Source organism: Pseudomonas sp. GW822-FHT04C11 (genome assembly GCF_058800905.1).
In genome coordinates this window covers 135,994-161,983 of record NZ_JBXAMS010000004.1, presented here as the reverse complement: position 1 = coordinate 161,983, position 25,990 = coordinate 135,994, and the positions used below count along the sequence as shown (strand labels likewise).

Sequence of the window (25,990 nt, the reverse complement as noted above, 5' to 3'; positions counted from 1 at the left end):
GGCCAAATGCAGAGCACGCTGATCTCAGTTGGATGTAACCGCTTGCACAAGCGCGATGGCAGTCTGGTTGCCTTCGATGCCGACAAGATCCGTCAGGCATTGATCGCTGCCGGCAAGGCAACCGGGGAGTACACCGACGTTGAAGCCGAAGGTCTGCTCGAAGCGGTACTCGCCCGATTGGAAAGGCTGCCAAGGCTGCATGTCGAGCAGATCCAGGATCGTGTTGAGCGGGTGCTGATGGACTCCGGTTTTTTCCTCGCCATGCGTGCTTACATCGTTTATCGCGAACAGCACGGGCGTTTGCGTCGCGACCGCCGGACCCTGGTCGAAGTGGCGACGTCGATGAACGAGTACCTGGACCGTGAAGACTGGCGGGTCCAGGCCAACGCCAATCAGGGCTACTCACTGGGCGGGCTGGTGTTGAACGTGTCGGGCAAGGTTACCGCCAACTACTGGCTGGACGAGGTGTACAGCGAGGCGATCGGCCACGCTCATCGAGAGGCGGATTTGCATGTACATGACTTGGACATGCTGGCCGGTTACTGCGCTGGCTGGTCGCTGCGCACCTTGTTGCATGAGGGTCTTAATGGTGTGCCCGGACGTGTTGAAGCCGGGCCACCGAAGCACTTGAGCAGTGCTTTGGGGCAAATGGTGAATTTCCTCGGCACCCTGCAAAACGAATGGGCCGGCGCCCAGGCCTTCAGCTCGTTCGATACCTACCTGGCGCCGTATGTGCGCAAGGACCAACTGAGCTATCCGCAGGTCCGCCAGGCGATCCAGGAGTTCATCTACAACCTCAATGTGCCGTCACGCTGGGGCACCCAGACACCTTTCACCAATCTGACCTTCGACTGGGTGTGCCCGCAGGATCTGCGCGAGCAGATACCCGTCATCGGCGGGGAGGAAATGCCGTTTGCCTACGGCGACCTGCAAGTCGAAATGGATGTGCTCAACCGCGCCTACATCGAGGTGATGCAGGCTGGCGATGCGAAAGGGCGAGTGTTCACCTTTCCGATTCCGACCTACAACATCACCCATGACTTTCCATGGGACAGTGAAAACGCCGACCGTCTGTTCGAGATGACGGCGCGTTACGGTTTGCCTTACTTCCAGAACTTCCTCAATTCGGATCTACAGCCCAATCAAGTGCGTTCGATGTGCTGCCGGTTGCAGCTGGATGTGCGCGAGTTGCTCAAGCGCGGCGGTGGCTTGTTTGGCTCGGCGGAACAGACCGGATCGCTCGGCGTAGTGACCATTAATTGTGCGCGTCTGGGCTATGTGTTCAAGGGTGATACCAGCGGTTTGCTGAAACGGCTGGACACGCTGATGGAGCTGGCGATGGAGAGCCTGGAGGTCAAGCGCAAGGTCATTCAGCACCACATGGATGCCGGTTTGTACCCTTACACCAAGCGCTACCTGGGGACCTTGCGCAACCATTTCTCCACCATCGGCCTCAATGGCCTGCATGAAATGCTGCGCAATTTCACCGGCGACGAGGAGGGCATGCACACCGAGCATGGCCGGCGATTTGCCCTGAATCTGCTGGACCATGTGCGCGCCACATTGCTGCGCTTCCAGGAAGAAACCGGTCATCTCTACAACCTGGAAGCGACACCGGCGGAAGGCACCACCTACCGCTTTGCCAAGGAGGACCTCAAGCGCTATCCGGACATTCTCCAGGCGGGCAGTACGCAGGCGCCGTATTACACAAACTCTTCGCAACTGCCCGTGGGCTACACCGAAGACCCCTTCGAAGCCCTGGAACTTCAAGACGAGCTGCAATGCAAATACACCGGCGGCACGGTCTTGCATCTGTACATGGCCGAGCGGATTTCCTCGACCCAGGCCTGCAAGCAGCTGGTGCGCAAGGCCCTTGGACGTTTCCGCCTGCCGTACCTGACCGTAACCCCGACGTTCTCCATCTGCCCGGTGCACGGCTACCTTGATGGCGAGCATGAGTTCTGCCCCAAGTGCGACGAAGTTCTGCTGCTGCAAGAGCAGAAAATCGGCACTGTTCATTGATTTCTATCCCCTCAACCGCAAGGAGCTTCACCATGACTGCATCGCAACCACTGCCTCAGGCTCAACGTCAACGCTGCGAAGTCTGGACCCGCGTGATGGGCTATCACCGTCCCGTGTCAGCGTTCAATCCGGGTAAACAGTCGGAGCACCGCGAGCGGGTGCACTTTACTGAAAGCGCGGCGCTGGTCGGGCGCCAATGAGTCGAACGCTTCGGGTTGGGGGCATGGTGCCCCTGACCACTCTCGACTATCCGGGGCAGCTCGCCTGCGTGTTGTTTTGCCAGGGTTGCGCCTGGCGTTGTCGTTATTGTCATAACCCGCAGCTGATTCCCCCTCGTGGCAGTGAGGAAGTGGATTGGCGGCGGGTGTTGGCGTTTCTGCAACGTCGTCAGGACCTGCTCGATGCCGTGGTGTTCAGCGGCGGTGAGCCGACGCTGCAGGACGGCTTGCTCGGTGCCATGGATGAAGTGCGGGAAATGGGATTTCGCATTGGCATGCACAGCGCTGGCATCAAGCCTGCTGCCTTCGCCAAGGCACTGACCGGTGCTGATTGGGTCGGCTTCGATGTCAAGGCATTGCCCGAGGATTGCCAGGCCATCACCCGGGTCGAGGGCAGTGGAGCGGCCAACTGGCGCAGCCTTGAGTATCTGTTGGCCAGTGGTGTGGACTACGAATGTCGCACCACCGTGCATTGGCATTTGTTCGAGCCTGCACGTCTGCTGATCCTGGCCAAACGCTTGAATGCACTTGGCGTCAAACGCTTCGCCGTGCAACTGGTTCGCACCGAGCGGATGTTCGATCCGCTGTTGCCGAGCGTTTCGGCACAAGCCTTGCTGCCAGAGTTGTGGGGGGCCATGCGCGAGTTGTTCCCAGTCTTCGTGCTACGGGGGTAACGGGGCTTGAGGGAACTCAAGCCCAGCCCCAGAACTGCAACCACCAGCCAAACCCGATCAGGCCGTTGGCGAGTAACAGGCAAACGCCCCCCGACCCGCGCCGAACCAGGGAAATATTTTCGTGTTTCAGCCGTTTCCAACCCAGTAGCAGGCTCCACCCCATGGCGGCCAATAACAGACAGGCCCTGGCGGGTTGTACCCACTCCAGCAGCAGACCTTCATAACGCAGTAATTTGACGGTGGTGGCCGACAGCCCGAGAAACAGTCCGGCCCCCCCCAGAGGTGTGAGTGTCAGCGCCAGAGGCCAATACAGTGCGCGATCTCGCGCCAGTCGGGCCGTCAATCGCAGAAGCAGCGTCAACGCTGCGCCGAGCACAATCGAACTCAAACTCAAGTAAGTGACGATGCTGAAGCCGTCGAGCCAACTGAAGCTGTCGTTGAGTTGCGGGTAATGGGTGAGCAACCACCAGGGGGCATTGTCCTGCAGGGCCCAGAGCTGGTTGTGTTCGACCAGCCACTGGGCCAGGTGTTGTTTGAGGGCGATAAACCACGGGCTGACCGTCCACTGAAACGCGCCCATGGCCAAGCCGATCACGCCGAACAGCAGCAAGCGTGTATCCCAAGGCGACAGCGTCTGCGCGCTTGCGTGAAGAATCTCCTGATTGCTGGAGCGGGCGATCAGTTGAACGGCACCGCGTTGCCCGCTGCAGCGTCCGCAGGCGTGGCAATCACTGGCGCCTTGCAGGCGGCGGATATCGAGTAGGGGAGCGCAGTTGGGCGGTGGCAGGCGTGGTGCGGCATTCTCTATCCAGCGTTGTTCATCGACCTGAAAGTGCACAGGGGCCAGCCGGGCGAGCAAGGCGAAGACGCCGCTGACCGGGCACAGGTAACGGCACCAGACCCGTTTGCCCCGGGCGAATAACAACCCAACGATGACCGCTGCGACGGTCGAGCCACCCAGAATCAACAGCGCGGCCTGGGCGTAGTCATAAACGCTGATCAACTGGCCGTAGAGGGTTGTCAGGCAGAACGCCAATGTGGGCCAGCCGCCCCAGCGCACCCAACGCGGCACACCCAGGCCTTTTCCGTAATGGCTGGCCCACTCGCTGAGCGAACCTTCCGGGCACAGAACGCCACACCAAAGTCGACCGAAGAACACCATTGACAGCAACACGAACGGCCACCAGATCCCCCAGAATAGAAACTGCGCGAGCAAGGTCAGGTGGTCGAGTATCCGCGCCTGGCTATCCGGTAGCGGCAATAGCGCCGGGGTCACCAACAGCACCGCGTAAAACAGTACGACAACCCACTGCACGGCCCGAATGACGGACGCATGGCGACGCATCCCGTCACCCAGGCGCTGAAGCCATTGATTGTGGCGGCTCAGGTCGGGCATGGCAGGTTGTCCGCAGTCTGTTGCCGTAGCCAGCCGCCGACGACCAGCCAGTAACCGACCCACACCAACAAGGTCAGGCCACTGGGGGTTGCCCGATAACCAGCAAAACTGGCCAGAAAGCCACCCAATCCATGGCTGTCGTTCAACAGTGTGCTGCTGTCCCAAAGCGCCTCACCAACGATGCTGTACACCTGCTCTGGAAAATCGAGGACGAGCAGTTGGCCGCCGATTCGCTCGGTGCCGCTGACCAGCAACGCCGCGCCGAGCATGAGCAGGACGACTTCGCTGATGGCAAAGAATCGCTGCCATGAAATGAACCGGCGACTGCTGTGCAGCAGGGCAAGGGTGAGTGCCGACAGCACCAGCCCCATGACGCCGCCGACCGCAAACAAACCGAGTTGCGGACCTCGCAAGCGGGCGCCAGCACCATAGAGAAATACTACGGTTTCGCTGCCTTCGCGGCCGACGGCGAGCATGGCCAGCAACAACAACCCCAGGCCGCCTCGCCGGGTCAGATGGCTATCGGCATGTCGTCGCAAGTCAAATTTCAGCGTGCGCCCGTTGCGATGCATCCAGCCAACCATTTGCACCATCAACAGGCTGGCAATCAACGCCAGTGCTGCCTGGAACCATTCACTCGCTGAACCGCTCATGGCCTCGCCGGCAAACAGAATCAGCACCGCCAGCAGGCCCGAGAGCATCAATCCCAGCATCACACCGGCCCACAGATATTTGACCAGGCGATTGCCTGGACCTTGTTGGCAGGTCCAGGCCTGGAGAATGCCGATCACCAGCAGCGCCTCGACGCTTTCGCGCCAGACGATGAACATTGATTGATTCATGGAAACTCCGTGCGGGTGCGGGTTATTTCGCGAGAATGCCGCCTTCGGGCAGTTGTGGATTGAACTCGTCGAAAAAGGGGTAGTGGCCGGATCTGAGGGGGTGAATGACGACAAAGGTGGTCACGCCTGGTGACAGCACTTTTTCAACCCGCAGCGGTGTGCTCTCGAACTCGGCCGGCCCCTGACCGTTATTCCTCAGGACAATCTTGAAACGCTGTCCGGCCGGAACCTCGAGTAAGGCAGGGGAGAAGTGGCCATCGCGCAGGATCAGTTCGTAGCTTGGCAAATCGGCATGGACGGTCAACGGCGCAACGGCTCCGGCCACCATCAGCCAGGCAAGCGGCAGGCGCTTCATTCAATAGCCACCTTTTTTACCGATGCCGGCATAAATGAACTCGTAGTGCAGTTCGCAGCGTTCGAACCAGGGCGCTACACCGGTTTCCTTATCGGTATGACGCCCGAGGGAACCGTGACCGGTGGGTGGTAGCACGGTGAAGGTCAGCCGATATTTGCCCGGTCCCAGCAGCTTCACATTGTCGCCATAGTGCGGACCGTCATTGGCGACCATGGCATGGAAGTCGCCCTTGATTTCGTCCGGGTTACCCGCTCTGCTCAAGTTGAACGAGACATTGAGGTAAGGCACGAAACTACCTTCCTGAAAGCCCTGTCGATTGTCCGCGGTGGCCCGAATGTCGGCTTCCAGGTGAACATCGGAATCGACAGTCGCCCGCATCATGCCCGCCGGGGCCATCTCGATGGGTTGCAGATACACCGCCCCGACTTCCAGTCCCTGACACAGCTGGGGTTCCCCGATCGGGTACTCCTTCGCGTGAGCCAGCGGTACGAGCAAGAGCAGGGCGAGTGAGAGGTGAGTACGCATGAAGTCTTCCTGGGCACTAACGAGTAGGAACCCGAGTCTAGGAAGCTTTTATGCAAACAATAATGATTGTTATCAAGTTTCGAGCACTTAAACCGATCGCTTGTCACGCTGGCGAAAGCGCTGGGCGCGCTCGACGCTGTGGGTCATCTGTGCCGCCGCATGAACGGGCAGTCGCTCGATGTTGATTCTTGATATCGATCAAGGATGGTTTTGCACAAAGGCTGTAGCTTGCAAAAACGTCTCTCAATGATTGGAGATCGACATGGCCAAGAACTTCCCCGTCAACCCCAAGCACCCCGAGCGGATCTGTTGGGGATGCGACCGGTATTGTCCAGCCAAGTCCCTGGCGTGCGGCAATGGTTCCGACCGTACGATGCATCCGGCCGAGCTGTTCGGGGAAGATTGGCATCTGCCTGGCGACTGGGGTATCGAGTCCCTCATCGTCACAGACAAGACAGAGAATGAAGGTATCTAGCGCAAGCCCGCAATGGTCGTTCGTTACCGCAGTCTTCCTCGCATGGAGAACCTTCAAGGCAGTCACACTGAAGCTGGGACACCAAACCTCGCTTTCTCAGATTGATCGCATCTTTGGACAATACCGGCCGTGATCGTTAAGCAATTGCAGGTACGGTTAAGAAAGGAATGGATCTCTGAAAAGAGATCCATTTTTTTGGTCCAAAGAAAGTTTTTTTGTTTGGCTGTTCCCGCAATACTCCTTAAAAGCACCCAAATCCAGCCCCGATCTTCTTGGTCACCGGATGCAGGCGGGTGATCTGCGAGCTATCGATATAGCCGAAGAAAATCACCCGCGCTGAGTGTTCCTGCCCGATCCGCAACGAACGCGGTGCTGCCTGTTGCCGTGTGTAACCGTGAGTGCTTTGGCGACGATGGATAGTCTTGTCGTCAGCCCCCATCGAGCCACCATGGTGCTTGCGCTGGTGGCGGTCGATGGGCTCTCTCAGCGCTCCATGTAGTCATCTATGGGATACATTGCGCACAACGCTTCGGCCTGTAGACGGAATTGCTCCTGCAGCGCGGGTTCCAGTGTGTACTCTTGCTCGTTGAGCGGCATCACCTTGTCCAGGATCCGGCAAACCAAATCGACGACTTGGCGGCATCCCTGGGGGTCGATGTGGCGTTGCGCCATGGAGCCGGTGCCGATACGCAACCCTCTGGTGGCGGATGACGATCGGGTCTCGCCCGGCACGCGATTTTTATCAACTATGATCCCGCAGCGCTCTAGCGCCGACTCCGCGATGGAACCAGTGATGGCCCCACGCAACCGAATCAGAATCGTGTGGTTTTCGCTGCGACCTCCCACGACCTCGTAGTCATGGGCCTGAAATGCTCTGGCCATCTCATCAGCCGTGGCCCGAATCCGTTCCATGTAGGCGTCAAACTCCGGGGACATTGCGTAGCCCAGCGCGGCGGCCTTTGCAGCGATCATGTTGACGGCTGGCGCGCCCTGCATCCGGGGAAAAACGGCTTGATCGAGGACACGACTAAAGGTTGATTTCAGGCCTGGAACCTTTTTGTTGGCGTCTCGGCCTGAAAGAATCAGGCCTCCGCGGGGACCCGCAAGCTGCTTGTGTGTGCAAGTCGTAGTGACGTGGGCAGCATTGATCGGGCTCGGATGTCGCCCCGTGGCAACAAGTCCGGCGATATGCGAAATGTCAGCGAGCAGGATGGCCCCGGCTTCATCGGCAATCTTGCGGAACAGTTCGAAATCTACGACCCGCGAGTAGGCAGTTGCACCGCAGATGATGATGCGCGGGCGATGGGCGAGAGCCAGTTTGCGCACCTTGTCGTAATCGATGAGTCCCTCTGATGTCGTGCCGTATCTGATCGCCTTGTAGTAAGTGCCAGTGAATGTGACGGAGTTGCCGTGTGCAAGATGTCCTCCGTGATCGAGGGCCATTCCAAGTAGAGTATCCCCAGGCTCAAGTAGGGCAGAGAGGACGTGGTAATTGGCGTTCGATGCCGAGTGTGATTGCACGCCTGCGTATTGGGCGCCGAACAGTTCCCGAGCTCTTCGGATTGCCAGAGACTCGACCAAATCGACGTTCTCGCAGCCTGTGTGATAGCGCCTGCCTGGCGTGCCCTCCGCCGTGACGTTGACGAGCGCCGAGGCTGATGCCACCAAGGTTCGAGGCTTGACCGCACAGGAAGAAGAGACCAGTGACAGTGTTCGGTGTTGACGCGTGACTTCAGCGTCCAGGATCCTCGCCAGCTCGGCGTCTTCTGCTCGCAGATCCGCCAAGCCTCGTCGCAGTAGGTCAGCTTGGTTCTTAAGCTGTTCAGTATTGACTGCCATTATTCGGTATCCCTTCCTTGTTTGTTGAGTGCTGCGAACGACAGCACGAAGCAATGCAGGTCCCTATTGCTGCCCCAGCGTAATGTCCTTAAACAATGAGTTGATCGGCATCTATCTTTTCAATCGCTGTGGCGAGGGTGTTAACCCGCGCTGAAAAAAACTGCTACGTCCTCTATTTCGAGCTACCCGAAGCCCACCCCGAAGACACGCATGTCCCGATTTGTGCGAAATAGATCGCGGTAATAGGGCAAAGCCGAACCTGACCGCAGGCTGTATGAGGTGCGCTATCGAGGCGATTTTCAGCTCAATTTGCGACTGACCTGAGCGACCGGTTCGCAGTAATAACGTTTACCTCAGCGCCTCGATCACATCGTCCTGGACAGTGGGGGACTGACCACCACAGAGGAAAAAGCGCTGAATGCCTGGATTCGTCGCAATCGTTGTCGTGTGGAGTTTGTTTGGGTCGAATCGAAAGAAGTGTTAACCGAAGAGGAACTGCTTTTGGAGTTCTCTGCAGGAGGGACGATGAGGCCTTTCCCAAAGTTCGAGGTGAGGTGGAAAAGGAAGCTCAATCTCGATTTTTGCGCTTTTTCACATAAGCTATTGAAATGCATTGATTTTTTTATCATAAAAACCAGGTTTTCATCCTTGAAGCTTCCCTTTCGTCCATGATCCATCCAACCCTACCCGTGAGGGCTGTGTTTTTTGGCGTCCGTTCTCTCAAAAAACCAAAATCTGTATATGCAACCAGTAGTCCCTTAGAGGTTACCTCTCCTCGTGTGAGGATGTGAGAACAGGATTGCACCAAGAAGCATAGGTTTTTTAGCAAGAAACTCCACTTAATTAATCAAAAAATTAAACATTCTTCAAATTAAATGATTCTTTTTTGCTGTCCATGGGATCTCGCGAGCAGTAAATTCAAAAAAAGAGGCGATACCAGTCATCCAGGCTGAGCCGTCTTGATACCTGGATGATCGACTCCACAACAGGAGGCGCTTCAGGCCCCGGGAAAAAAAGGGGGCTTGAAGAGTCGTCAGATCATGCGTTGGGTCGAAGCCGCAGGACCTTGACGACTAAGGCTCACACACCCTGCGAAACCAACGGGATACTCCTTTGCCGCCAATTGTCAGGGGCCAGGCCAGCGATATCTCGTATGTGCACCCCTTGCTTGAACAGGTCAAAATCGACGGTCGGGAAGGGCTGCCTTCCAAGCGTTGCCGGTGACCATTCGCTGACAAGGACTACGACTCCGAGCATCTGGGTCTTTATTGTTATAGCTAACGCATGCAACACTTCAGCCCGCTGCGAACCATGAAGCGCAAACCCGAATCGGACTTCCCCAACGATTTGATCGCCTCAAGTACCGGCACCGCAACATTAACGGACGGAGGTAGGTTGGTTAAAAGGAGAAGTACAGGGTTGGTACCGGTGACGAAAAAATCGCGAAGAGTTTTACTGCAATGATCTCGCAGGCCTGATCATCTTCGTCGAGCAGTGGAATGACCATTCAGGGCATGATATCCACAGAAGTGCGATTTGTTACAGCTATAAGGAAGTGGTGGGCACTTGATGCACAGAAGAGAAAAAATAGAGTGTTTGAAAAGTAATATTAAGTACTTGATAAAAAGTCGCGGAGAGACGCAGTTGTCTTTGTGCAATTCCAGCGGCCTGACCAGAACGACTATCTATAATATTCTGGAAGGGCGGGTGGCAAATGTGCAGCAGTCCACCATTCGCAAGATTTCTGATTTCTTCGGCGTGTCTTATGAGGAAATAGAAACTATTGATTTTGAAGAGAAGGAGGTAATAGAGAGTAGTGTCTCTCTGCAAGGGAATATGAATCCAGCTGCAGTCCCTATCATTAAAGAGAGCTTGGTTATTCAAAGCCTGGATAGAAGAATTGGTGAATTGGCCACCCTCTACCCTTTGACTTACTATTTTGGCACATCCTATAATTTAATAGGCGTACTTCTGGAGAACGAAATTATTGGCCTGAATGAGCCAGGAGATCTATTGATAATAAAGAAAGGCTCGTCGAGTGACGATAAAGAAAAGCTGGTGTACGACAAAATAACCAAAAAACTATTCATAACAAGCGAGGCCTGTTTTAGTTCGGATCGTATTTGTGTTGTGGGGGATATAATAGAGGAGCGGTTTAATGGCGCGTGATGGCGAAGTCGAAAACAGCAAATACAAGTTGCTAGGGTTTGAGAACAGCAAAAATCTTGCTGTGATTATGATCATCGCTACCGGTAAGGTTATCAGGGTAAAATTAAGCGAAGTATTAAGTAGTGAAATAATGGACAATTTAAATAAAATGGAAATCAAGAACTTGTATAAGAAATTTTATTCTCAAGGGGGGGCGGTAACCGCTTACGAAATGAATGATCGCCATGAAAGCTCATGGATGATTTATATTGTTCTAAATCTACTGCTGTTTACATTTTATATTTTTACCAGTATTGCAGCGACCAAGCCTATTTATTTAGAAAGCCTTGATATCATTGTTACTCCGGGCACTTTTCTTTATCCGTTGACGTTTTTAATCGTTGATTTGCTGAATGAGGCTTACGGTCTTAGGCTTGCGAGGAAAGCCATATTATTTGCTTTTGCAAGTAATGCTCTTATTATTGTTTTGCTGAACGCTTCGACCTATCTCCCAGGGCTGCCTGGCTGGAAGCTTGATATGCCTTATAATCAGGTTATTACTCATGTGTCTTCTGTGCTGGTAGCGTCCTCTGTTTCTTTTCTTTTTTCTGAAAATATAAACTCGTATTTGTTGTGCAAAATAAAAGAGCTGACAAATTCCAGGTTTCTATTTTTGCGTGTGTTTTTAAGTACTTTTTTTGCGGTGATAATAGACAGCTTCCTTTTTTGCTACATTGCATTTTATGGAAGCATGGAAAACAGTGATATATTGAATATGATTTATGTTCAGATAGCGATAAAGGTGTGTTTTGCTTTCTTTAATGTTTTGCCTGCCTACGGTGCAAGGTCGTTGTTTAAAAAATATATAACTGCAAGCCCTGTTAAGTAAATAGGGTGTGGGTTGCTTTTAAAGAGCATGCTGCTCCAATAGCAAGGGTGTATTGATAGTTTCTTTGCACAACGCTGATGGATTCAACGCTCACTTGGTATGTGGCTGTCGTAATGAACCCCATGTGCGAGCGCGTCTAAGCGCGCCAATCATTAGGGGTGTGCCTATCATACTTAAGTGAGCGTTTGTTGAATGTGTTTTATCGAGTTTCTATTTTAATTTCAGTTTGTCTTTTAAGCTGTTCATGATGTCTGTTTTATTCTCCAGATAATCATTCAGTCCTTTTGCGCGAAGATTGCAAGCGTCGCAGTTGGCGCAGCCACTTCCTTTTATACCGTTGTAGCAGGAGAGTGTGTCGTGGCGAATCAAGTCTAATTGGTTGTGGTAGTCGGCCAAGGCCCACGTTTCCGCCTTGTTCAGCCACATAAGCGGAGTTTCAAGTTGCAATGTATATTCCATGCCTAATTCAATGGCTTTGTTCAATGCCTTGACAAACTCATTTCGACAGTCAGGATACCCAGAGAAGTCTGTTTCGCAAACCCCTGTGATTACAGTTTTAGCTTGAACTTGATAGGCGTAAATAGAAGCCAAGGTTAAAAACAGAATATTTCTTCCGGGTACGAAAGTGTTTGGCAGACTTTCTCCGGAGCTATTCATGGTTGGAACCGGGATGTTGTCGCGTGTCAGGCTGCTGATGGCCAACTCATTTAGCAAGGAGGTGTCCAGTACTTTGTGCACTGTCACGCCAAGCTTTTTTGAAAGGTGTTGTGCGACTTCAATTTCTGCACGATGGCGCTGACCATAATCAAACGTAATACAGTGTATTTCATCATAGAGAGGCAGTGCATGGATTAAACAGGTTGTTGAATCTTGTCCGCCACTAAAAACGATAACTGCTTTGTTACTCATGGTTCTGCTCCCTGCATTAATGTAGTAGGTGTAACGTTTGAAACAAAAGTTCGAGATCCAACCGCCGGCATAATCCAGATGCTCATACCAAAGGCTTTCATCCCAGGAGACTCCAGGCCCAAGGCCGGGCAGGCAAAACCATACCAGCAATGGCTGGGCGTGACAGCAGGAAAATCCTGAAGATTTATGAGGTTGCCACCCTGCGGAAAAGCTTCGCTCCCGACGCCTTTGCGGAGTCAATACCTCATGATGCGTCCCGACGCCCACGGCCGGATCTGGTTCTCCACCGAGCGCATTTCAGGCCAGCCCCGGTCCGCGAGGTAATCGTCGCTCGCTCGACGACTGCTGAATAACTCATAAGCAGTCGCCCAGCGGCTATAGGTCCTTGTCGAAGCGGAATAAGGCTCCGTAAGCCGAATCGGGTAAGTGGTTGCTGCCATCCTCCCTCAGCCTGGACCTGAAGGTTCCACTTTGCGGCTGGGTTCTGTAGAGGCCGCGCTTCTGCAATTCGGGAATGATCAACTCTACGAAGTCTTCAAGTGTGCCGGGGCTGATCAATGGATTGATCATGTAGCCGCTGGTACCGGAAATGCGCGCGTGTTCTTCGATCCGGTCGGCTACCTGTTGCGGGGTGCCCACCAGGATCAGGTCGCTGCCGCGGGTGACCTTGGCAAAACGTTGCTTCACGTCCCCGGCAGTCAACGGTTTACCACTGCCATCAGGGTGCATGACATAGGACGTCAGCCCTTCGGTATGGGTCGACAGTGCATCGCTGTCGGCGTAGCGGCTGATGTCGATGCCGGTGTCACCCGCATAACTGACCAGTTGCGCCTGCAGATGGTAGTTGCTTTGCAACGCATCATATTTACGCTGGGCTTCAATCTCGGTTTTGGCGGTGATGATACGCAGCACGGTCAGGGACTTTACATCCTCACGCTGACGGCCGCGTGCCTGGGCCTTGGCCCATATGTCTTCCAGGCCCTGGCGGATTTCCTGAGGGTTGGATTTAGCGATGAAAATCAGCTCGGCGTGCTTCGCCGCGAACTCACGGCCGCGACCCGACCAGCCGGCCTGGATCAGCAGCGGCGTGCGTTGCGGTGACGGCGAGGTCAGGTGCGGACCGGCTACCCGATAATGCTCGCCAGCGTGATTGATCGGCCGTACCCGATCACCTCGGGCATACAAATGACGAGCCTTGTCGGCAACCACGGCGTCGTCGGCCCAACTGCCTTCCCAGAGCTTGTACACCACATCGAGGAACTCTTCGGCGCGCTCATAGCGGTCATCGTGTTTGATCATCTGTTCAAGGCCGAAATTACGCGCGGCGCTGGACAGATAAGAGGTCACGATGTTCCAGCCCACGCGGCCATTGGTCAGGTGGTCCAGGGTGCTGAAACGCCGGGCATGGGTGAAGGGGTGTTCATAGCTGGTGGTGACCGTGACGCCGAACGCGAGGTTGTCCGTTACCGCGGCCAAGGCGGGAATGATCATCAGCGGGTCGTTGGCCGGCGCTTCCACAGCCCATTTCATCGCGGCATCGGCATTGCCACCAAAGACGTCGTAGAAACCCAGCACGTCGCCGAAGAACAACATATCGAGGTTAGCCTGGTCGGCAATGCGCGCCAGGTTCGACCAGTAGCCCAGGGAGTTGATTGCCAGACGCTCGTCGGCCGGGTGCGTCCAGAGGCTCGGAGCACCGCCGCAGCCCACGCTGGCTTGTTCGTAGAGTGCAAACAGCAGAGGTTTTGCATCGGACATCATCGCTCCAGAGAAAGTAAAAGTAGTTGAAGGGGCGGATTCACCTTTGGTGCTTGAACCCTTTGTCGAATGTCGCTCAAGGCGCACCTGGATCAGTTCCGGGCCGATGGAGAACAGCCAAGAGATGACGCCTGCGGTGGTGAGCATTTCGATATAGCGACAAGAAGATCGGCCATGCGAGTGCGCCAGAAGCGTATAGATTGAAACGTACTATAAAATCTATGTGTACTTCTTTTGTGGAATAACAAGCTTGTATCGAGCTATATCAAGTGACTGACCTCAAACGCTCAATTTGCTGTCAAGAATCGAACCTAAGCTAATGCAAAAAAGATATTTATTGGCGGTTTTTAAGATCGTTTAGCTTCAACAGGACGCTAGGCTGAGCGCGCTCAGTCAATTCACATGGGAGTGAACCATGCCGCACACACGGGACATCACCACCTTACCGACCCTGGATCTTTCATTGCTCGACGGCAGCCCGGTGCAGCGTCAGGCGTTTCTTGACGATTTGCGCCACGCCGCACGGGATGTCGGATTCCTCTACCTGACCGGCCACGGCATCGACAGCATCTTGTTGAAGCAGGTGCAGGAGCATGCCCGGCAGTTCTTTGCCCTGCCGGACCACGAGAAGGCGGCAGTTGGCATGATCAACTCGCCACATTTCCGCGGTTATAACCGTGCGGCTTCGGAGGTCACTCGCGGCAAGCCTGACCTGCGCGAGCAGTTTGATCTGGGTGCCGAGAGGGAGGCTTTGCCGCTGGACCTGAACAGCCCGCTCTGGGCACGTCTGCAAGGCCCCAATCAATGGCCGGCCTCGCTGCCGACACTCAAACCCTTGCTGCTGGATTGGCAGCAAGCCATGACCCGCATGTCGTTGCGCCTGCTGCGTGCCTTCGCCCAGGCGCTGTCGCTGCCGCAGGAGGCTTTCGATCAGTTGTACGGCGACAAGCCCAATGAACACATCAAATTGATGCGTTATCCGGGGCGGGCGCCAGACGAAAGTAATCAAGGCGTCGGGGCTCACAAGGATTCGGGTTTCCTGAGTTTCCTGCTGCAGGATCACCAGGCCGGCCTGCAAGTCGAGATCGAGGAGGGGCGCTGGATCGACGCGCTGCCTCGGGACAATACCCTGGTGGTGAACATCGGCGAATTACTGGAACTGGCCACCAACGGTTATCTGCGCGCCACGGTGCATCGGGTGCTGTCGCCACCCAAGGGCCGCGAGCGCTTGTCGATTGCGTTTTTCCTTGGGGCGCAACTGGATGCGGTGGTGCCGCTTTACCCCTTGCCCACGGCGTTACTGCGTGAAGCGCGAGGCCCGGCCAGTGATCCTGACAATCCCTTGTTTCGTGACGTGGGCTGGAACTACCTCAAAGGCCGCCTGCGCTCCCATCCCGACGTTGCCCAGCGTTACTACGCCGATGCACTGATCCCCAAGGCCCTGAGTGCCTGACCCCATCATTTGATCAAGGACTATGAGCATGTTCAAACAAACAGGATTGACCCTGGCAGTGCTGGGTGGGCTGGTTGCTTCTTTCAGCGCCCTGGCCCTGGAGCCGTTGCGAGTGGCAGCGGACCCCGTACCGCATGCGCAAATTCTGGCGTACGTGCAGAAGATCGATCCCCAGCTGAACCTCAAGGTCATCGAGATCCCCAATGGCGTGAACTCGAATGAGTTGCTGGTGCATGGCGACGTAGATGCCAACTACTTCCAGCATTTGCCTTACCTGAAGTCTCAGGAACAGGCCCTTGGCAAAAAACTCGAGGTGGCTGCGACGGTGCACATCGAGCCACTGGGGATCTATTCCCATCGGCACAAAAGCTTCGCCCAGGTGCCACAAAAAGGCACGGTAGCCGTCCCCAACAACGTCACCAACCTCAGTCGCGCCCTGTACCTGCTTCAGGATAACGGCCTGATCAAACTCAAGGCAGGCTTCAACGACCCGGCCACCGATCAGGCGACACCCAAGGACATCGCCGAGAACCCGAAACAGCTGAAGATCCTCGAAATCGAGTCGCCGCAGATTCCCCGCGCCCTGGATGACGTGGACCTTGCGGTAATAAATGGCAACTACGCGCTGGAAGCCGGTTTGGTGCCAGCCAAGGACGCGCTGGGGCTGGAAAAGGCCGAGCACAACCCGTACGCCAATATCCTGGTGACCACGCCCACGTTGCGGGACGACCCGCGGATCAAGCAACTGGCCAAAGACCTGACTTCGCCTCAGGTGACCAAGTTCATCACTGACAACTTCTCGGGTTCGGTGATCCCGGTTACGGTGGCGGACAGCAAGCCATGATCATCGTCGAGCAGTTGAGCAAAACCTACGCGTCAGGGCAGGCTCCTGCACTGGATCAGGTGTCCTTGAGCATTCCCGATGGAGCGATCTACGGGATTCTGGGGCGTAGCGGTGCGGGTAAATCGACGCTGCTGCGTTGCCTCAATCTGCTCGAACGCCCCAGTTCCGGGCGCATTCTGCTGGATGGCAAGGACCTCACAGCCTTGTCCGACATCGAACTGCGCCGGCAACGCCAGCGCATCGGCATGATCTTTCAAGGCTTCAACCTGCTGCACTCACGCAACGTCTTCGACAACATCGCCGTGCCGCTTGAGATAGCGCGTGTCACTAAAACGCAGCGTCATTCTCGAGTAAGAGAGCTACTAGATCTGGTAGGCCTGAGCGATAAGGCTCAGGCGTTTCCCTCTCAACTCTCCGGCGGGCAGAAACAGCGGGTGGGCATTGCTCGGGCATTGGCGGCGCGACCGGCTTATCTGCTGTCGGACGAAGCCACCAGCGCCCTCGATCCTGAAACCACCCACTCGATTCTTGAGCTACTGCGCGATATCAATCGCCAGTTGGGACTGACCATCGTGCTGATCACCCATGAGCTGGACGTGGTCAAGTCCATTTGTGATCACGCGGCTTCACTGGCCCATGGACGGTTGGTCGAGGCGGGGCCGATTGCACAGTTGTTGGCCAATCCGGATTCGAGCCTTGGCCGTTCGCTGCTACCCGGTTACAGCACGCCTTTGGGCAACGATCCCCGAACGTTGGAGCTGAGCTTTTTCGACAACCTTTTGGCCACCCCGGTGCTCAACGAATTAGTGCAGCAGCAAGGAGTCGAGGTGAACTTGCTGGCCAGTGGCGTCGAGTCCATCGGCGGGCGGCGGGTCGGGCGTTTGCGCGTGGCTTTCAGTCATCCCGGCGATAAGCTGAAATTGACTCGGGTGCTGGCCTTTCTCACGCAGCGCGGTGTCAGGGTGGAGCGCTCATGAACCGTAGCATCGACTGGAACGAGATCCTCCAACTGGTGCTCAACGCGACGGGCGAAACCCTGTACATGGTCTTGCTGGCGGGATTCTTTACCCTGCTGATCGGCTTGCCTCTGGGCGTGTTGCTGTTCATCAGCCGCAGGGGTGGTCTGTACCCGATGCCCAAGCTCAACAAAGGCCTGGGTGGCCTGGTCAACCTTGGTCGCTCGTTACCCTTCGTGGTGATGCTGATTGCCTTGATCCCGCTGACCCGGTTGATAGTCGGCACGACACTCGGCAGCACCGCCGCGGTGGTGCCGATCACCATCGGCGCCTTTCCGTTCTTTGCCCGTATCGTCGAGAACGCCCTGGACGAAGTCGACAAGGGCCGGATCGAAGCCATCCTTGCCATGGGGGGAGATATTCGCCATGTGATCTTCAAGGTGCTGCTGCCCGAAGCGCTGCCCGCGTTGTTGGCGGGCATCACCTTGACCCTGGTGATGCTGATCGGGTTTTCTTCCATGGCTGGTGTCATTGGTGGCGGCGGGCTGGGGGATCTGGCGATTCGCTACGGCTATCAACGCTTCAACAACCAGGTGATGGTTGCCACCGTGGTCGTGCTGGTGATCCTGGTCCAAGGCGTGCAGAGCCTTGGCGACCGCTTGGTGCGCTCTCTGGCTCATCGACGTTGAACTCGACATCCTCAAGCCCGATGTGCACCCATTCAGATCAGGTTCCCGGGTATTGCGCAATGATCTGATCGGTGCCCGCTTTAGTCAGGCCGACAATCTGATAAGCGTCGTGCTTGCCATCGACTTCCATCCCTGGCGAACCTGCCGGCATTCCGGGTGCAGCGATCCCGAGCAGGTCATCGCGTTTGCTCATCGCAAGTATTTGCTCAGCGGGTACATGACCCTCAACAAACTTCCCGTTGAACATTGCGGTGTGGCAAGACGAGAGTCGTGGAGCAACACCAAGGTCCTGTTTAACCGCGCTCATGTTGGTTTCCAGATGATCAATGACGGTGAAACCGTTGGCCTCAAGGTGCTGAATCCACTGCTTGCAGCACCCGCAGTTTGCGTCTCGATGAACATCGATGGTCAGGGCTTGAGCTGCGTGAGCCGTTGAACCAATGAACAATGTTGCGAATGTCGCGAATGTCGCGATGCGTAATGCTCGCAGGCGGAAGTTACTTTGCATGGCTATTTTCCTTGGCCTCGGCAGCGGTGTGAACCTTCGGCGAAGCAACAGAATTACTGCATGGGCGTGCGTGATATTGAGGGTGTTGCTCAGGCAAATGCCTCAGAACCACATCCGAATACCGGCTACAAATCGAGCCTCATTGGTCTTTTGTCCTTCGTCTTCGGCCAGGTCGGCGGTTTTACCGTAGGAGCGATTCCAGGTCACCCCGATATAAGGGGCAAACTCACGGACAATTTCATAGCGCAAACGCAAGCCCACTTCGGTGTTCGCCAAGCCTGAGCCAATGCCGCGCTGAGGGTCGTTTTTCCCGTAGAGATTCGCCTCGGCGGTCGGCTGCAAGATCAGGCGATTGGTGAGCAGAATGTCGTAGTCACCCTCGAACCGAGCGGCAGTCTGGCCGTTCTCGCCGATGTAAGCAGTCGCTTCGGTTTCGAAGTTGTAAAGGGCCATTCCCTGAATACCAAGAGCCCCCCATGTCTGCGGTGATCCGGGTTTGAAGTCCTGGCGTACGCCGGTGACGACATCCCACCATGGACCGATCGAGTGCCCCCAAAGCGCCTGGAGTTCGGCGCTCTCGGTTACGCCGTTGGTCCGTTCACCTTCCGAACGCAACCACAGGCGATCGACGTCTCCACCAATCCAGCCTTTTGCATCCCAGCTCAGTGCACTGCCGTTGTCGGCATCCTGGTATTCGAACTTATCAAGCAGGACGAAGGAGTTGAGTTTCTTGTCGTGGACGCCATGCCCAGCCACCGGTGGAAAGGCGGCTGCACGATCAGCGTCGGTTAGTACGGGAATGGGGGTACGACTCGTGGTGGTCGCTCCTGAGTCCATACCGTCCATTTGGCCCAGGTCCATGTTCATCTTGCTGTGATCCATGGTTCCCATCGAACCGTGAGCCATCTCTTCAGCGGCGTTGGCCACGGTAAAGAAAGCAGGACTGACGGCGACCGCCAGTGCAATCAGGGCTGGGCGTAAAAGCTTACTGGTCATGGTCTCAAGCTGCCTTTCTGGATTTTTGCGCATAACCCGTCTCCTTTACTCATCAACCCGTACTTCACGGAACATGCCCATTTCCATATGGAACAGCAGGTGGCAGTGATAAGCCCAGCGACCTAGGGCATCGGCGGTGACTCGGTAGCTGCGTCTGGTTCCGGGGGGCATGTCGATCGTGTGTTTGCGCACCATGAATTTGCCGTTCTCATCCTCAAGGTCACTCCACATGCCGTGGAGGTGGATGGGGTGAGTCATCATGGTGTCGTTTACCAGTGTGATGCGAAGACGCTCGCCATACTTGAGGCGCAACGGTTCGGCATCGGAGAACTTGATGCCGTTGAACGACCACGAGAATTTCTCCATGTGACCGGTCAGATGCAGCTCAATGGTGCGATTGGGTTCGCGGCCGTCAGGATCCTGGAAGGTACTTTTCAGGTCGGAATAGGTGAGCACACGACGGCCGTTGTTGCGTAAGCCAATGCCAGGATCGTTGAGCTTCGGCGTTGGGCTCATGGCTTGCATGTCAACCAAGGGGTTGTTGGTTTCGGAGGCCGGGTGAGTCTGCATTTCTCCACCCATGCCAGCCATTCCCGACATATCACCATGGTCCATCCCGGCCATTTTGCTGTGATCCATGCCGGCCATGCTGGACATGTCGCCGTTATCCATACCGGTCATGCCGCCCTGGTCCATACCGGTCATATTGCCGTGGTCCATTACGGTCATGCCAGGCATGTCGCCGCCCATGCTGCCGTGATCCATGCCGGCCATACCACCCATTCCCATGTCATCCATGGTCAAAAGAGGGCGCGGATCGATCGTCGGAACAGGCGCCTTCAACCCTTCGCGTACCGCCAGGGTTCCGCGTGCATAACCGGTTCGATCCATGGATTGGGCGAAGATGGTGTAAGCCTCCTGGCTGGAAGGCTCCACGATCACGTCATAGGTTTCTGCTACGGCGATGCGAAATTCATCGACGCTGACCGGGTTGACGTGTTGGCCGTCGGCAGCCACAACAGTCATTTTCAAACCCGGGATACGGACGTCGAAATAGCTCATGGCCGAGCCGTTGATGAAGCGCAGGCGCAGCTTCTCACCCGGTTTGAAAATGCCGGTCCAGTTGCCATTGGGGACCTGGCCATTCATGAGATAGGTGTATGTGTCCCCACTGACGTCTGCAAGATCGGTGGGGTTCATTTTCATCTCGGCCCACATCTTCCGATCGGCCACCGCCGCGGACCAGCCTTGCTTGCTGACATCGTCGATGAAGTCGCCAACAGTCCGTTTGCGGTGGTTGTAGTAGTCCGATTGCTTCTTGAGCTTGGCCATGACACGACCAGGATCTTCATCGGTCCAGTCGGTCAGCATCACCACGTAATCGCGGTGGTATTGAAAAGGCTCGGGCTCTTTCGAGTCGATCACGATTGGACCGTAAACGCCTACCTGTTCCTGAAAACCCGAGTGGCTGTGGTACCAGTACGTACCGTTCTGATGAACCTTGAATGTGTACTCGTACATGCCATCGGGGGCGATGCCGTGGAAACTCAAGCCGGGTACGCCGTCCATGTTGGCCGGCAGGATGATCCCGTGCCAATGGATAGAAGTATCCTGGTCCAGGCGGTTTTTCACCCGCAATGTGACCGTTTCTCCTTCGCGCCAGCGCAGCAGAGGCCCGGGCAACGTGCCGTTGATGGTCATGGCTGTGCGCGGCGAACCAGTGATGTTTACCGGTGTTTCACCAATAAACAGATCAAATTCGTTGCCGCTCAGTACGCTCGGCAGGCCCGGGCTGGTGACTGCCCATACAGGCGTACGCCACAGGCCAAGGCCGCCAAGAATTCCACCCGCGGCCAGGCCTTTGACGAACGTCCGCCTAGAGGTTTTGGAGTGCATGCCGTTTATGTCCAATCAATCAAAAGGGGAGCTGTGCGAAACAACCAGTGAGTTGCTCATACAGGTTGAAGGCACTCTCTCGGGAGTTCGTATTAGTCCCGGATAAGTTTCGCCCGCCGTTGCCAGAGACGAATTGATACGGCAAGCGAGCCCGGAAATTGCCACATTTGAACCACCGCAGTGATTACATTTCTGTCAGCTTGGAATGCTCCAAGCTCTTCAGCAATTCTTGTGGTCCATCTCTTTGGTTTTGCTTTCGGCGACGGGAGGTTGGGTGCCTTGGGTTTGGGCTACTTGGTACGCTTGCATTGAGTTCTGTCTGGCAGCTTCCATGCGTTCGAATACGCGATCACTGCCGCCTTCGGCCATCGCCAGAGAAGAGACAGTCAAGGCCGCGATGATAAGCAAGGTTTTGACAGATTTCATTTGGGTATCCTTGGATGAGTGTTGTTTACCCCTTTGAGTCCACATCAGGATGATGATTCTTGGGGTTGAGCGTTAGGCTCGATACAACTTTAAAACTCGCCCCCTGTCAGAAGCCTTAAGTCAGCATTACCGTTTTGTCAGGTTGCAACTTCCTTCTTGAGCATAGGTGTAAGCAGAATGCAGGTGCACCTCATGATGCCCAGCCTGGATGGCTGGGCAGTCCTTATTCAGGGCAAAGAGCCACTCCAAAGCTGACTGAAATGTAATCGCACGGCCTGCGTTCATGTGGCATCGTGTAGTCGCACTATAACGCTGGAGTCTTGGCCAAGTTCCCTGTGTTCAGTACGTACCAGGACGTGGAATACGCTGAGTATTCGTCTGTGGTTTTAACAAAAAACAAGAAGTAAAAACTGGATCTTCCCCCCACCAAACCTCGAACTAACAGCTCATGCTGTGAGGAGTCTTGCATGTCATTCCTTAAAACCACCACCGTCGCGGCTGTACTGACCGCTGGCTTGCTTCTGAGTGCAGTTGCTCAAGCACATCCAAAACTTCTTTCCTCCACTCCAGCAGAAAGTTCGGATGCAGCGGCCCCTTCGAAAATTGAACTGCACTTTTCCGAGAACCTCACGACTCAGTTCTCCGGTGCAAAACTGATCATGACCGATATGCCTGGCATGCCGAACTCTCCAATGGGCGTTAAGGCCGGCGTCGCGGGTGGCAGTGATCCGAAAACGATGGTTATTACGCCCGCATCGCCATTGACCACGGGTACTTACAAAGTCGAATGGCGTGCCGTCTCTTCGGACACTCACCCGATGACCGGCAACTTTTCTTTCAAAGTGAAATGATTCATGAGCGACTCAATAAATATCGTGGTTCGTTTTGCTCTTTATTTCGACCTGATGCTGTTATTCGGATTGGCCATTTTTGGCTTATACAGCCTCAGGGGAAAGGAAAGAGTATCGGGCACAACCTTGAATTTTGAGTCGCTTCTTTATGGTACTTCTGTGGCAGGTGTAGCCCTATCCCTGGCCGCCATGTTGTTGCTTGCGAAAGCAATGAGCGGTGTGTCGGGGTTTATGGAGCTACATCACCATATTTTTCAAATGGTCCTCATGGGGACTGACGTCGGGTTGACCTGGATGGTCCGAATAGCTGCTCTGGTGGTGGCAATGATTGGCGTCGCATTGAATAAGCGCCTTCCGACACTCAGCCTCTGGATCGTCACCGCATGTGGAGCCATTGCACTGGCCACCCTGGCGTGGACAGGACATGGTGCTATGGATGAAGGTGGCCGTCGTTATTGGCATTTCATCAGCGATATCTTCCATCTTTTAGCCGCAGGTGGTTGGCTGGGTGCCCTCGCGGCGTTCGCTCTACTGCTGCGTTTGAAGTCACTGAAGGGCGAGCAAGAGGCACGAATGCTTGCTCGGGTACTGACTGGATTTGAATCGGCTGGCGCGGTGATCGTAGTAATCCTGAGTATCACCGGCGTAGTGAATTACCTGTTTATCGTAGGTCCAACCCTCGATGAGGTGATGCTGAGCACTTATGGGATATTGCTGTTCCTGAAAGTCCTGCTGTTTTCCGGAATGATCGTACTGGCCATTCTCAATCGTTTTCATCTGAGCCCGCTATTAGAACGATCAGTTCGACAGGGAGAGTATTCAGTCGCGGTCAACGCTTTGCGGCGTAGCATGATCTTTGAGTTCTCAATGGCAGTCGTCATCGTGTGTCTTGTCGCTTGGTTAGGTACTTTGAGTCCAGGAGTGGAGATGAACGCTGCAAAGTGATTGATATCAATCAATGAAGGAGTTTAAAACTGGCAGAGGTTAAGGCCAGTATTAATACACGCTAAATTGACAGAAATATCGAGACGATCTTTTGCAAGGTAACGGCATGAGACACATGACTGTACCGGGCAAAAGGTCGTTTTTTATTGCCGCACATCTTTGTGTCAGACAAGCATTAGAACGACAGTGTTGGCCCCCGGGGATTCACTCATCGGAAACCATACAAATCTCCTCCCTCCCTATGAGACGTGGACTGTACGTGGTGCTCACCGCGCGGTGATCGTTGATAGTGTCGAAGTGTTTACGCATTCCAATGAGTGAGGCCAGGGGGGAGCAAAGCCCCCAGGCACGTTACGATCAAGGCATTTCTGGCAGTTCTTGTGGACGCAGATCGAACACCAGCACTTCAGCATCCACGCCGTTGCTCAAGGTCAGTGCTTGTTCTTCCCGAACCCGCACGCCATCGCCTTCCTGCAATTGCAGGCCGTTGAGCTCGACCTTGCCACGCGCCACATGCACATAAGCGTAGCGATTCGCGGCGAGCGTGAGCGTGGCGGTTTCCTTGCCGTCGATCAGGCCGGCATAGACCCGGGCATCCTGACGTACCCGCAGCGAACCGTTGGCCCCATCGGGGGAGATGATCAGTTGCAGGCGCCCGCGTTTTTTCTGCGTGCTGAAGTGCTCTTGCTGATAACGCGGTTTGGCGCCGCTGACGTCCGGTACGATCCAGATTTGCAGGAAGTGCACCGGGCGGGTTGCCGAGTGGTTGTACTCGCTATGCGCCACGCCGCTGCCGGCGCTCATCAATTGCACGTCGCCAGGGCGGATCACCGAACCTGTGCCTAAAGTGTCCTTGTGTTCCAAGGCACCCTCGAGCACATAGGAGAAAATCTCCATGTCCCGGTGCGGGTGTTGGCCAAAGCCTTTACCAGCTGCCACGCGGTCATCGTTGATCACCAGCAGATCGGAAAAACCCTGCTCCCGCGGGTTGCGGTAGTTGGCAAAGGAAAAGGTATGGAACGACTTCAACCAGCCGTGATTGGCCGCGCCGCGATCAGAGGCTTTGCGAAGGGTCAGCATGATGAAATCTCCTGTTTGGGACGAGAGTTCGTCCGAGTGAGGAGAAGGTTAATGTTTATCAGTGGGTGCAATAAGTAGATGGAAATTGAAATACTGTCTCGATCAGGTTGACAGTTATGTGAGCGGGTTCATGTATTCTTGTTGTTACAAATGGCCATAATGTTCAGCGCTGACGCTACGTTTCCTATTTCTTTGATATCAGTGATTTCCAACCCATGAAAACCGTGGCAATGGTGCTGTTTCCAGACTTTCTCCTGCTTGATATGGCCGGGCCCATGGAGGTGTTTTCCATCGCCAACCGTTATCTGGAGCCGGGCGACCGTTATCTGCTGTCGATGATCGGCACCGAGCATGGCTTGCTGCGAGCTTCCAACGGTGTCAGCGTTCAGGCCGATGTGCATATCGATCAGGCGTGCGAGGGCTATGACCTGTTGCTGGTACCGGGCGGCCCAGGGGCCTACAACGAAAAACATCCGCCGCTGCTCGCCTGGCTTCAGGGCGCCGTCAGCCGGGTGGCCTGTTATGGCTCGATCTGCACGGGGGCGTTCATATTGGGGCATGCCGGTTTGCTGGATGGTTATCGGGTGACGACTCACTGGCATTACACGGAGCGGTTGATTCGAGCCTTCCCCGAGGCGACGGTGAAGACCGATCAGATTTACGTCCAGGATCGTAACCTGATCAGCTCTGGCGGGGTCACCGCCGGCATCGACCTGGCACTGGCGGTGGTCGCTCAGGATCACGGCAAGAAAATCGCCCAGGACGTGGCCAAGGTGTTGCTGGTGGTGATGAAGCGCCAGGGCGGACAGGCGCAGTTCAGCCCGTTGATGGCTGCGGTGGCACCCCAGGAAACGCCGGTGACCCGGGTGCAGAACCATGTGCTCGAACACCTTGATGAAGCCTTCAGCGTCGAGCGCATGGCCAGTCTGGCGAATATGAGTGCGCGACATTTCGCCCGGGTGTTTGCCCGTGAAGTGAATATGACGCCGATGGAGTTTCTGCAAAGCGCGCGCATCGACTGCGCCAGGAACCTGCTGGAAACCAGTGACCTGCCGCTCAAGACCGTCGCCTACAAGAGCGGCTTCGGCAGCGTGCGGCACATGCGTTTTCTGTTCAGTGAAAAACTGGGTCTGACTCCCGCCCAGTACCGCGAACAATTCAGCTAAAGCGTTCATGTCCGTCCAGCGCACCGCGATGGCTGTGACGCTCCCTCCATCGCCGTTGTACCGTCACCGATGCCTGCCAAGATACTCGTGGACTCTTGGCAATGGAGGTGCGGGAGCCTGGGCGAACTCG

Annotated in this window: 26 protein-coding genes; 13 read left to right on the top strand and 13 right to left on the bottom strand. The window is 55.4% G+C overall.

The genetic code is table 11. The annotated features are described in order from the left end of the window. Positions 1-6: 6 nt before the first annotated feature. Genes AC1RJ3_RS08515 through AC1RJ3_RS08505 form a run of 3 tightly spaced genes read left to right on the top strand, consistent with a single transcriptional unit; the run spans position 7 to position 2,914 of the window. The gene (locus AC1RJ3_RS08515) at positions 7-2,022 is read left to right on the top strand and encodes a ribonucleoside triphosphate reductase (RefSeq protein ID WP_493078403.1); all 2,016 of its coding nucleotides are present in this window, start codon (positions 7-9) and stop codon (positions 2,020-2,022) included. A gap of 32 nt (positions 2,023-2,054) precedes the next feature. Continuing rightward, entirely contained in the window at positions 2,055-2,222 is a 168-nt protein-coding gene (gene nrdD / locus AC1RJ3_RS08510) for an anaerobic ribonucleoside-triphosphate reductase (protein ID WP_054596881.1), read from the top strand. After that, positions 2,219-2,914 carry an anaerobic ribonucleoside-triphosphate reductase activating protein gene (locus tag AC1RJ3_RS08505; RefSeq protein WP_493078401.1) on the top strand — a complete coding sequence of 232 codons (696 nt, stop codon included), beginning with the start codon at positions 2,219-2,221 and terminating at the stop codon, positions 2,912-2,914. Before nrdD ends, AC1RJ3_RS08505 begins: the two co-directional genes overlap by 4 nt. Positions 2,915-2,930: 16 nt before the next feature. Here the strand turns inward: AC1RJ3_RS08505 and AC1RJ3_RS08500 are convergent, their stop codons facing one another. The 4 genes from AC1RJ3_RS08500 to AC1RJ3_RS08485 are packed head-to-tail and all read right to left on the bottom strand — an operon-like array spanning position 2,931 to position 6,032. Further along, positions 2,931-4,310, bottom strand: a complete 1,380-nt coding sequence (locus AC1RJ3_RS08500; RefSeq protein WP_054596883.1) for a 4Fe-4S binding protein — start codon at positions 4,308-4,310, stop codon at positions 2,931-2,933. Further along, positions 4,298-5,152, bottom strand: coding sequence for an FTR1 family iron permease (locus tag AC1RJ3_RS08495; RefSeq protein WP_347929714.1), 855 nt, complete (start codon positions 5,150-5,152; stop codon positions 4,298-4,300). The genes AC1RJ3_RS08500 and AC1RJ3_RS08495 overlap by 13 nt, the downstream gene beginning before the upstream one ends. A 22-nt stretch (positions 5,153-5,174) precedes the next feature. Beyond that, entirely contained in the window at positions 5,175-5,507 is a 333-nt protein-coding gene (locus AC1RJ3_RS08490; RefSeq protein WP_493078398.1) for a cupredoxin domain-containing protein, read from the bottom strand. Next, positions 5,508-6,032, bottom strand: a complete 525-nt coding sequence (locus tag AC1RJ3_RS08485; protein ID WP_018927822.1) for an iron transporter — start codon at positions 6,030-6,032, stop codon at positions 5,508-5,510. It abuts the gene before it with no gap. 262 nt (positions 6,033-6,294) lie between these two features. Here AC1RJ3_RS08485 and AC1RJ3_RS08480 point away from each other — a divergent pair, with 262 nt between their 5' ends. Continuing rightward, positions 6,295-6,507 (top strand): DUF3079 domain-containing protein, encoded by a 213-nt coding sequence (locus AC1RJ3_RS08480; RefSeq protein ID WP_054596887.1) that lies wholly within the window; start codon positions 6,295-6,297, stop codon positions 6,505-6,507. A gap of 241 nt (positions 6,508-6,748) precedes the next feature. On the opposite strand, the gene AC1RJ3_RS08475 is transcribed toward AC1RJ3_RS08480, so the two are convergent. Further along, entirely contained in the window at positions 6,749-6,946 is a 198-nt protein-coding gene (locus AC1RJ3_RS08475) for a hypothetical protein (RefSeq protein WP_493078658.1), read from the bottom strand. Positions 6,947-6,990: 44 nt separating this feature from the next. Further along, positions 6,991-8,346, bottom strand: coding sequence for a serine hydroxymethyltransferase (gene glyA / locus AC1RJ3_RS08470; protein ID WP_103315293.1), 1,356 nt, complete (start codon positions 8,344-8,346; stop codon positions 6,991-6,993). Between the two features lie 1,569 nt (positions 8,347-9,915). On the opposite strand from glyA, the gene AC1RJ3_RS08465 reads away from it, so the two are divergent. Further along, on the top strand, positions 9,916-10,515 hold the full coding sequence (locus tag AC1RJ3_RS08465) for a helix-turn-helix transcriptional regulator (protein ID WP_493078395.1): 600 nt from the start codon (positions 9,916-9,918) through the stop codon (positions 10,513-10,515). Continuing rightward, complete coding sequence (locus tag AC1RJ3_RS08460) at positions 10,505-11,383, top strand: queuosine precursor transporter (RefSeq protein ID WP_103322126.1); 879 nt, start codon at positions 10,505-10,507, stop codon at positions 11,381-11,383. Before AC1RJ3_RS08465 ends, AC1RJ3_RS08460 begins: the two co-directional genes overlap by 11 nt. A gap of 210 nt (positions 11,384-11,593) precedes the next feature. Here the strand turns inward: AC1RJ3_RS08460 and queC are convergent, their stop codons facing one another. Next, the gene (queC, locus tag AC1RJ3_RS08455) at positions 11,594-12,292 is read right to left on the bottom strand and encodes a 7-cyano-7-deazaguanine synthase QueC (protein ID WP_054596888.1); all 699 of its coding nucleotides are present in this window, start codon (positions 12,290-12,292) and stop codon (positions 11,594-11,596) included. A 375-nt stretch (positions 12,293-12,667) separates the two neighbouring features. Beyond that, on the bottom strand, positions 12,668-14,050 hold the full coding sequence (locus tag AC1RJ3_RS08450; protein ID WP_493078392.1) for an LLM class flavin-dependent oxidoreductase: 1,383 nt from the start codon (positions 14,048-14,050) through the stop codon (positions 12,668-12,670). 415 nt (positions 14,051-14,465) lie between these two features. On the opposite strand from AC1RJ3_RS08450, the gene AC1RJ3_RS08445 reads away from it, so the two are divergent. From AC1RJ3_RS08445 to AC1RJ3_RS08430, 4 genes are read left to right on the top strand one after another with little or no spacing between them, the layout of a single operon-like run. Continuing rightward, positions 14,466-15,503, top strand: coding sequence for an isopenicillin N synthase family dioxygenase (locus AC1RJ3_RS08445; protein WP_493078390.1), 1,038 nt, complete (start codon positions 14,466-14,468; stop codon positions 15,501-15,503). Between the two features lie 28 nt (positions 15,504-15,531). After that, entirely contained in the window at positions 15,532-16,347 is an 816-nt protein-coding gene (locus AC1RJ3_RS08440) for a MetQ/NlpA family ABC transporter substrate-binding protein (protein ID WP_054596891.1), read from the top strand. Then, the gene (locus AC1RJ3_RS08435; protein ID WP_103320133.1) at positions 16,344-17,324 is read left to right on the top strand and encodes a methionine ABC transporter ATP-binding protein; all 981 of its coding nucleotides are present in this window, start codon (positions 16,344-16,346) and stop codon (positions 17,322-17,324) included. The genes AC1RJ3_RS08440 and AC1RJ3_RS08435 overlap by 4 nt, the downstream gene beginning before the upstream one ends. Next, the gene (locus AC1RJ3_RS08430; RefSeq protein WP_493078387.1) at positions 17,321-17,992 is read left to right on the top strand and encodes a methionine ABC transporter permease; all 672 of its coding nucleotides are present in this window, start codon (positions 17,321-17,323) and stop codon (positions 17,990-17,992) included. Before AC1RJ3_RS08435 ends, AC1RJ3_RS08430 begins: the two co-directional genes overlap by 4 nt. A gap of 37 nt (positions 17,993-18,029) precedes the next feature. On the opposite strand, the gene AC1RJ3_RS08425 is transcribed toward AC1RJ3_RS08430, so the two are convergent. The 4 genes from AC1RJ3_RS08425 to AC1RJ3_RS08410 all read right to left on the bottom strand — a co-directional run bounded on the left by AC1RJ3_RS08425 (position 18,030) and on the right by AC1RJ3_RS08410 (position 21,818). Further along, positions 18,030-18,500, bottom strand: a complete 471-nt coding sequence (locus AC1RJ3_RS08425) for a DUF411 domain-containing protein (RefSeq protein ID WP_493078385.1) — start codon at positions 18,498-18,500, stop codon at positions 18,030-18,032. Positions 18,501-18,602: 102 nt separating this feature from the next. Further along, entirely contained in the window at positions 18,603-19,529 is a 927-nt protein-coding gene (locus tag AC1RJ3_RS08420) for a copper resistance protein B (RefSeq protein ID WP_493078383.1), read from the bottom strand. A gap of 12 nt (positions 19,530-19,541) precedes the next feature. Further along, positions 19,542-21,392, bottom strand: a complete 1,851-nt coding sequence (locus AC1RJ3_RS08415) for a copper resistance system multicopper oxidase (protein ID WP_493078381.1) — start codon at positions 21,390-21,392, stop codon at positions 19,542-19,544. Positions 21,393-21,611: 219 nt separating this feature from the next. Further along, positions 21,612-21,818: a co-regulatory protein PtrA N-terminal domain-containing protein gene (locus tag AC1RJ3_RS08410; RefSeq protein ID WP_054596897.1), complete on the bottom strand. Its 207-nt coding sequence runs from the start codon at positions 21,816-21,818 to the stop codon at positions 21,612-21,614. A gap of 467 nt (positions 21,819-22,285) precedes the next feature. On the opposite strand from AC1RJ3_RS08410, the gene copC reads away from it, so the two are divergent. Next, positions 22,286-22,669 (top strand): copper homeostasis periplasmic binding protein CopC, encoded by a 384-nt coding sequence (gene copC / locus AC1RJ3_RS08405; RefSeq protein WP_054596898.1) that lies wholly within the window; start codon positions 22,286-22,288, stop codon positions 22,667-22,669. A gap of 3 nt (positions 22,670-22,672) precedes the next feature. Next, entirely contained in the window at positions 22,673-23,614 is a 942-nt protein-coding gene (gene copD, locus AC1RJ3_RS08400; RefSeq protein WP_493078378.1) for a copper homeostasis membrane protein CopD, read from the top strand. A gap of 357 nt (positions 23,615-23,971) precedes the next feature. Here the strand turns inward: copD and AC1RJ3_RS08395 are convergent, their stop codons facing one another. Next, a complete protein-coding gene (locus tag AC1RJ3_RS08395; protein ID WP_054596900.1) occupies positions 23,972-24,694 on the bottom strand; it encodes a pirin family protein in 723 nt (240 codons plus the stop codon). Positions 24,695-24,909: 215 nt separating this feature from the next. On the opposite strand from AC1RJ3_RS08395, the gene AC1RJ3_RS08390 reads away from it, so the two are divergent. Then, entirely contained in the window at positions 24,910-25,860 is a 951-nt protein-coding gene (locus AC1RJ3_RS08390; protein ID WP_493078375.1) for a GlxA family transcriptional regulator, read from the top strand. Positions 25,861-25,990 lie beyond the last annotated feature (130 nt).

Coding starts and splice junctions, on each gene's coding strand:
- AC1RJ3_RS08515 (WP_493078403.1), top strand. CDS start 7: ATGCAGAGCACGCTGATCTCAGTTGGATGTAACCGCTTGCACAAGCGC.
- nrdD (WP_054596881.1), top strand. CDS start 2,055: ATGACTGCATCGCAACCACTGCCTCAGGCTCAACGTCAACGCTGCGAA.
- AC1RJ3_RS08505 (WP_493078401.1), top strand. CDS start 2,219: ATGAGTCGAACGCTTCGGGTTGGGGGCATGGTGCCCCTGACCACTCTC.
- AC1RJ3_RS08500 (WP_054596883.1), bottom strand. CDS start 4,310: ATGCCCGACCTGAGCCGCCACAATCAATGGCTTCAGCGCCTGGGTGAC.
- AC1RJ3_RS08495 (WP_347929714.1), bottom strand. CDS start 5,152: ATGAATCAATCAATGTTCATCGTCTGGCGCGAAAGCGTCGAGGCGCTG.
- AC1RJ3_RS08490 (WP_493078398.1), bottom strand. CDS start 5,507: ATGAAGCGCCTGCCGCTTGCCTGGCTGATGGTGGCCGGAGCCGTTGCG.
- AC1RJ3_RS08485 (WP_018927822.1), bottom strand. CDS start 6,032: ATGCGTACTCACCTCTCACTCGCCCTGCTCTTGCTCGTACCGCTGGCT.
- AC1RJ3_RS08480 (WP_054596887.1), top strand. CDS start 6,295: ATGGCCAAGAACTTCCCCGTCAACCCCAAGCACCCCGAGCGGATCTGT.
- AC1RJ3_RS08475 (WP_493078658.1), bottom strand. CDS start 6,946: ATGGGGGCTGACGACAAGACTATCCATCGTCGCCAAAGCACTCACGGT.
- glyA (WP_103315293.1), bottom strand. CDS start 8,346: ATGGCAGTCAATACTGAACAGCTTAAGAACCAAGCTGACCTACTGCGA.
- AC1RJ3_RS08465 (WP_493078395.1), top strand. CDS start 9,916: ATGCACAGAAGAGAAAAAATAGAGTGTTTGAAAAGTAATATTAAGTAC.
- AC1RJ3_RS08460 (WP_103322126.1), top strand. CDS start 10,505: ATGGCGCGTGATGGCGAAGTCGAAAACAGCAAATACAAGTTGCTAGGG.
- queC (WP_054596888.1), bottom strand. CDS start 12,292: ATGAGTAACAAAGCAGTTATCGTTTTTAGTGGCGGACAAGATTCAACA.
- AC1RJ3_RS08450 (WP_493078392.1), bottom strand. CDS start 14,050: ATGTCCGATGCAAAACCTCTGCTGTTTGCACTCTACGAACAAGCCAGC.
- AC1RJ3_RS08445 (WP_493078390.1), top strand. CDS start 14,466: ATGCCGCACACACGGGACATCACCACCTTACCGACCCTGGATCTTTCA.
- AC1RJ3_RS08440 (WP_054596891.1), top strand. CDS start 15,532: ATGTTCAAACAAACAGGATTGACCCTGGCAGTGCTGGGTGGGCTGGTT.
- AC1RJ3_RS08435 (WP_103320133.1), top strand. CDS start 16,344: ATGATCATCGTCGAGCAGTTGAGCAAAACCTACGCGTCAGGGCAGGCT.
- AC1RJ3_RS08430 (WP_493078387.1), top strand. CDS start 17,321: ATGAACCGTAGCATCGACTGGAACGAGATCCTCCAACTGGTGCTCAAC.
- AC1RJ3_RS08425 (WP_493078385.1), bottom strand. CDS start 18,500: ATGCAAAGTAACTTCCGCCTGCGAGCATTACGCATCGCGACATTCGCG.
- AC1RJ3_RS08420 (WP_493078383.1), bottom strand. CDS start 19,529: ATGCGCAAAAATCCAGAAAGGCAGCTTGAGACCATGACCAGTAAGCTT.
- AC1RJ3_RS08415 (WP_493078381.1), bottom strand. CDS start 21,392: ATGCACTCCAAAACCTCTAGGCGGACGTTCGTCAAAGGCCTGGCCGCG.
- AC1RJ3_RS08410 (WP_054596897.1), bottom strand. CDS start 21,818: ATGAAATCTGTCAAAACCTTGCTTATCATCGCGGCCTTGACTGTCTCT.
- copC (WP_054596898.1), top strand. CDS start 22,286: ATGTCATTCCTTAAAACCACCACCGTCGCGGCTGTACTGACCGCTGGC.
- copD (WP_493078378.1), top strand. CDS start 22,673: ATGAGCGACTCAATAAATATCGTGGTTCGTTTTGCTCTTTATTTCGAC.
- AC1RJ3_RS08395 (WP_054596900.1), bottom strand. CDS start 24,694: ATGCTGACCCTTCGCAAAGCCTCTGATCGCGGCGCGGCCAATCACGGC.
- AC1RJ3_RS08390 (WP_493078375.1), top strand. CDS start 24,910: ATGAAAACCGTGGCAATGGTGCTGTTTCCAGACTTTCTCCTGCTTGAT.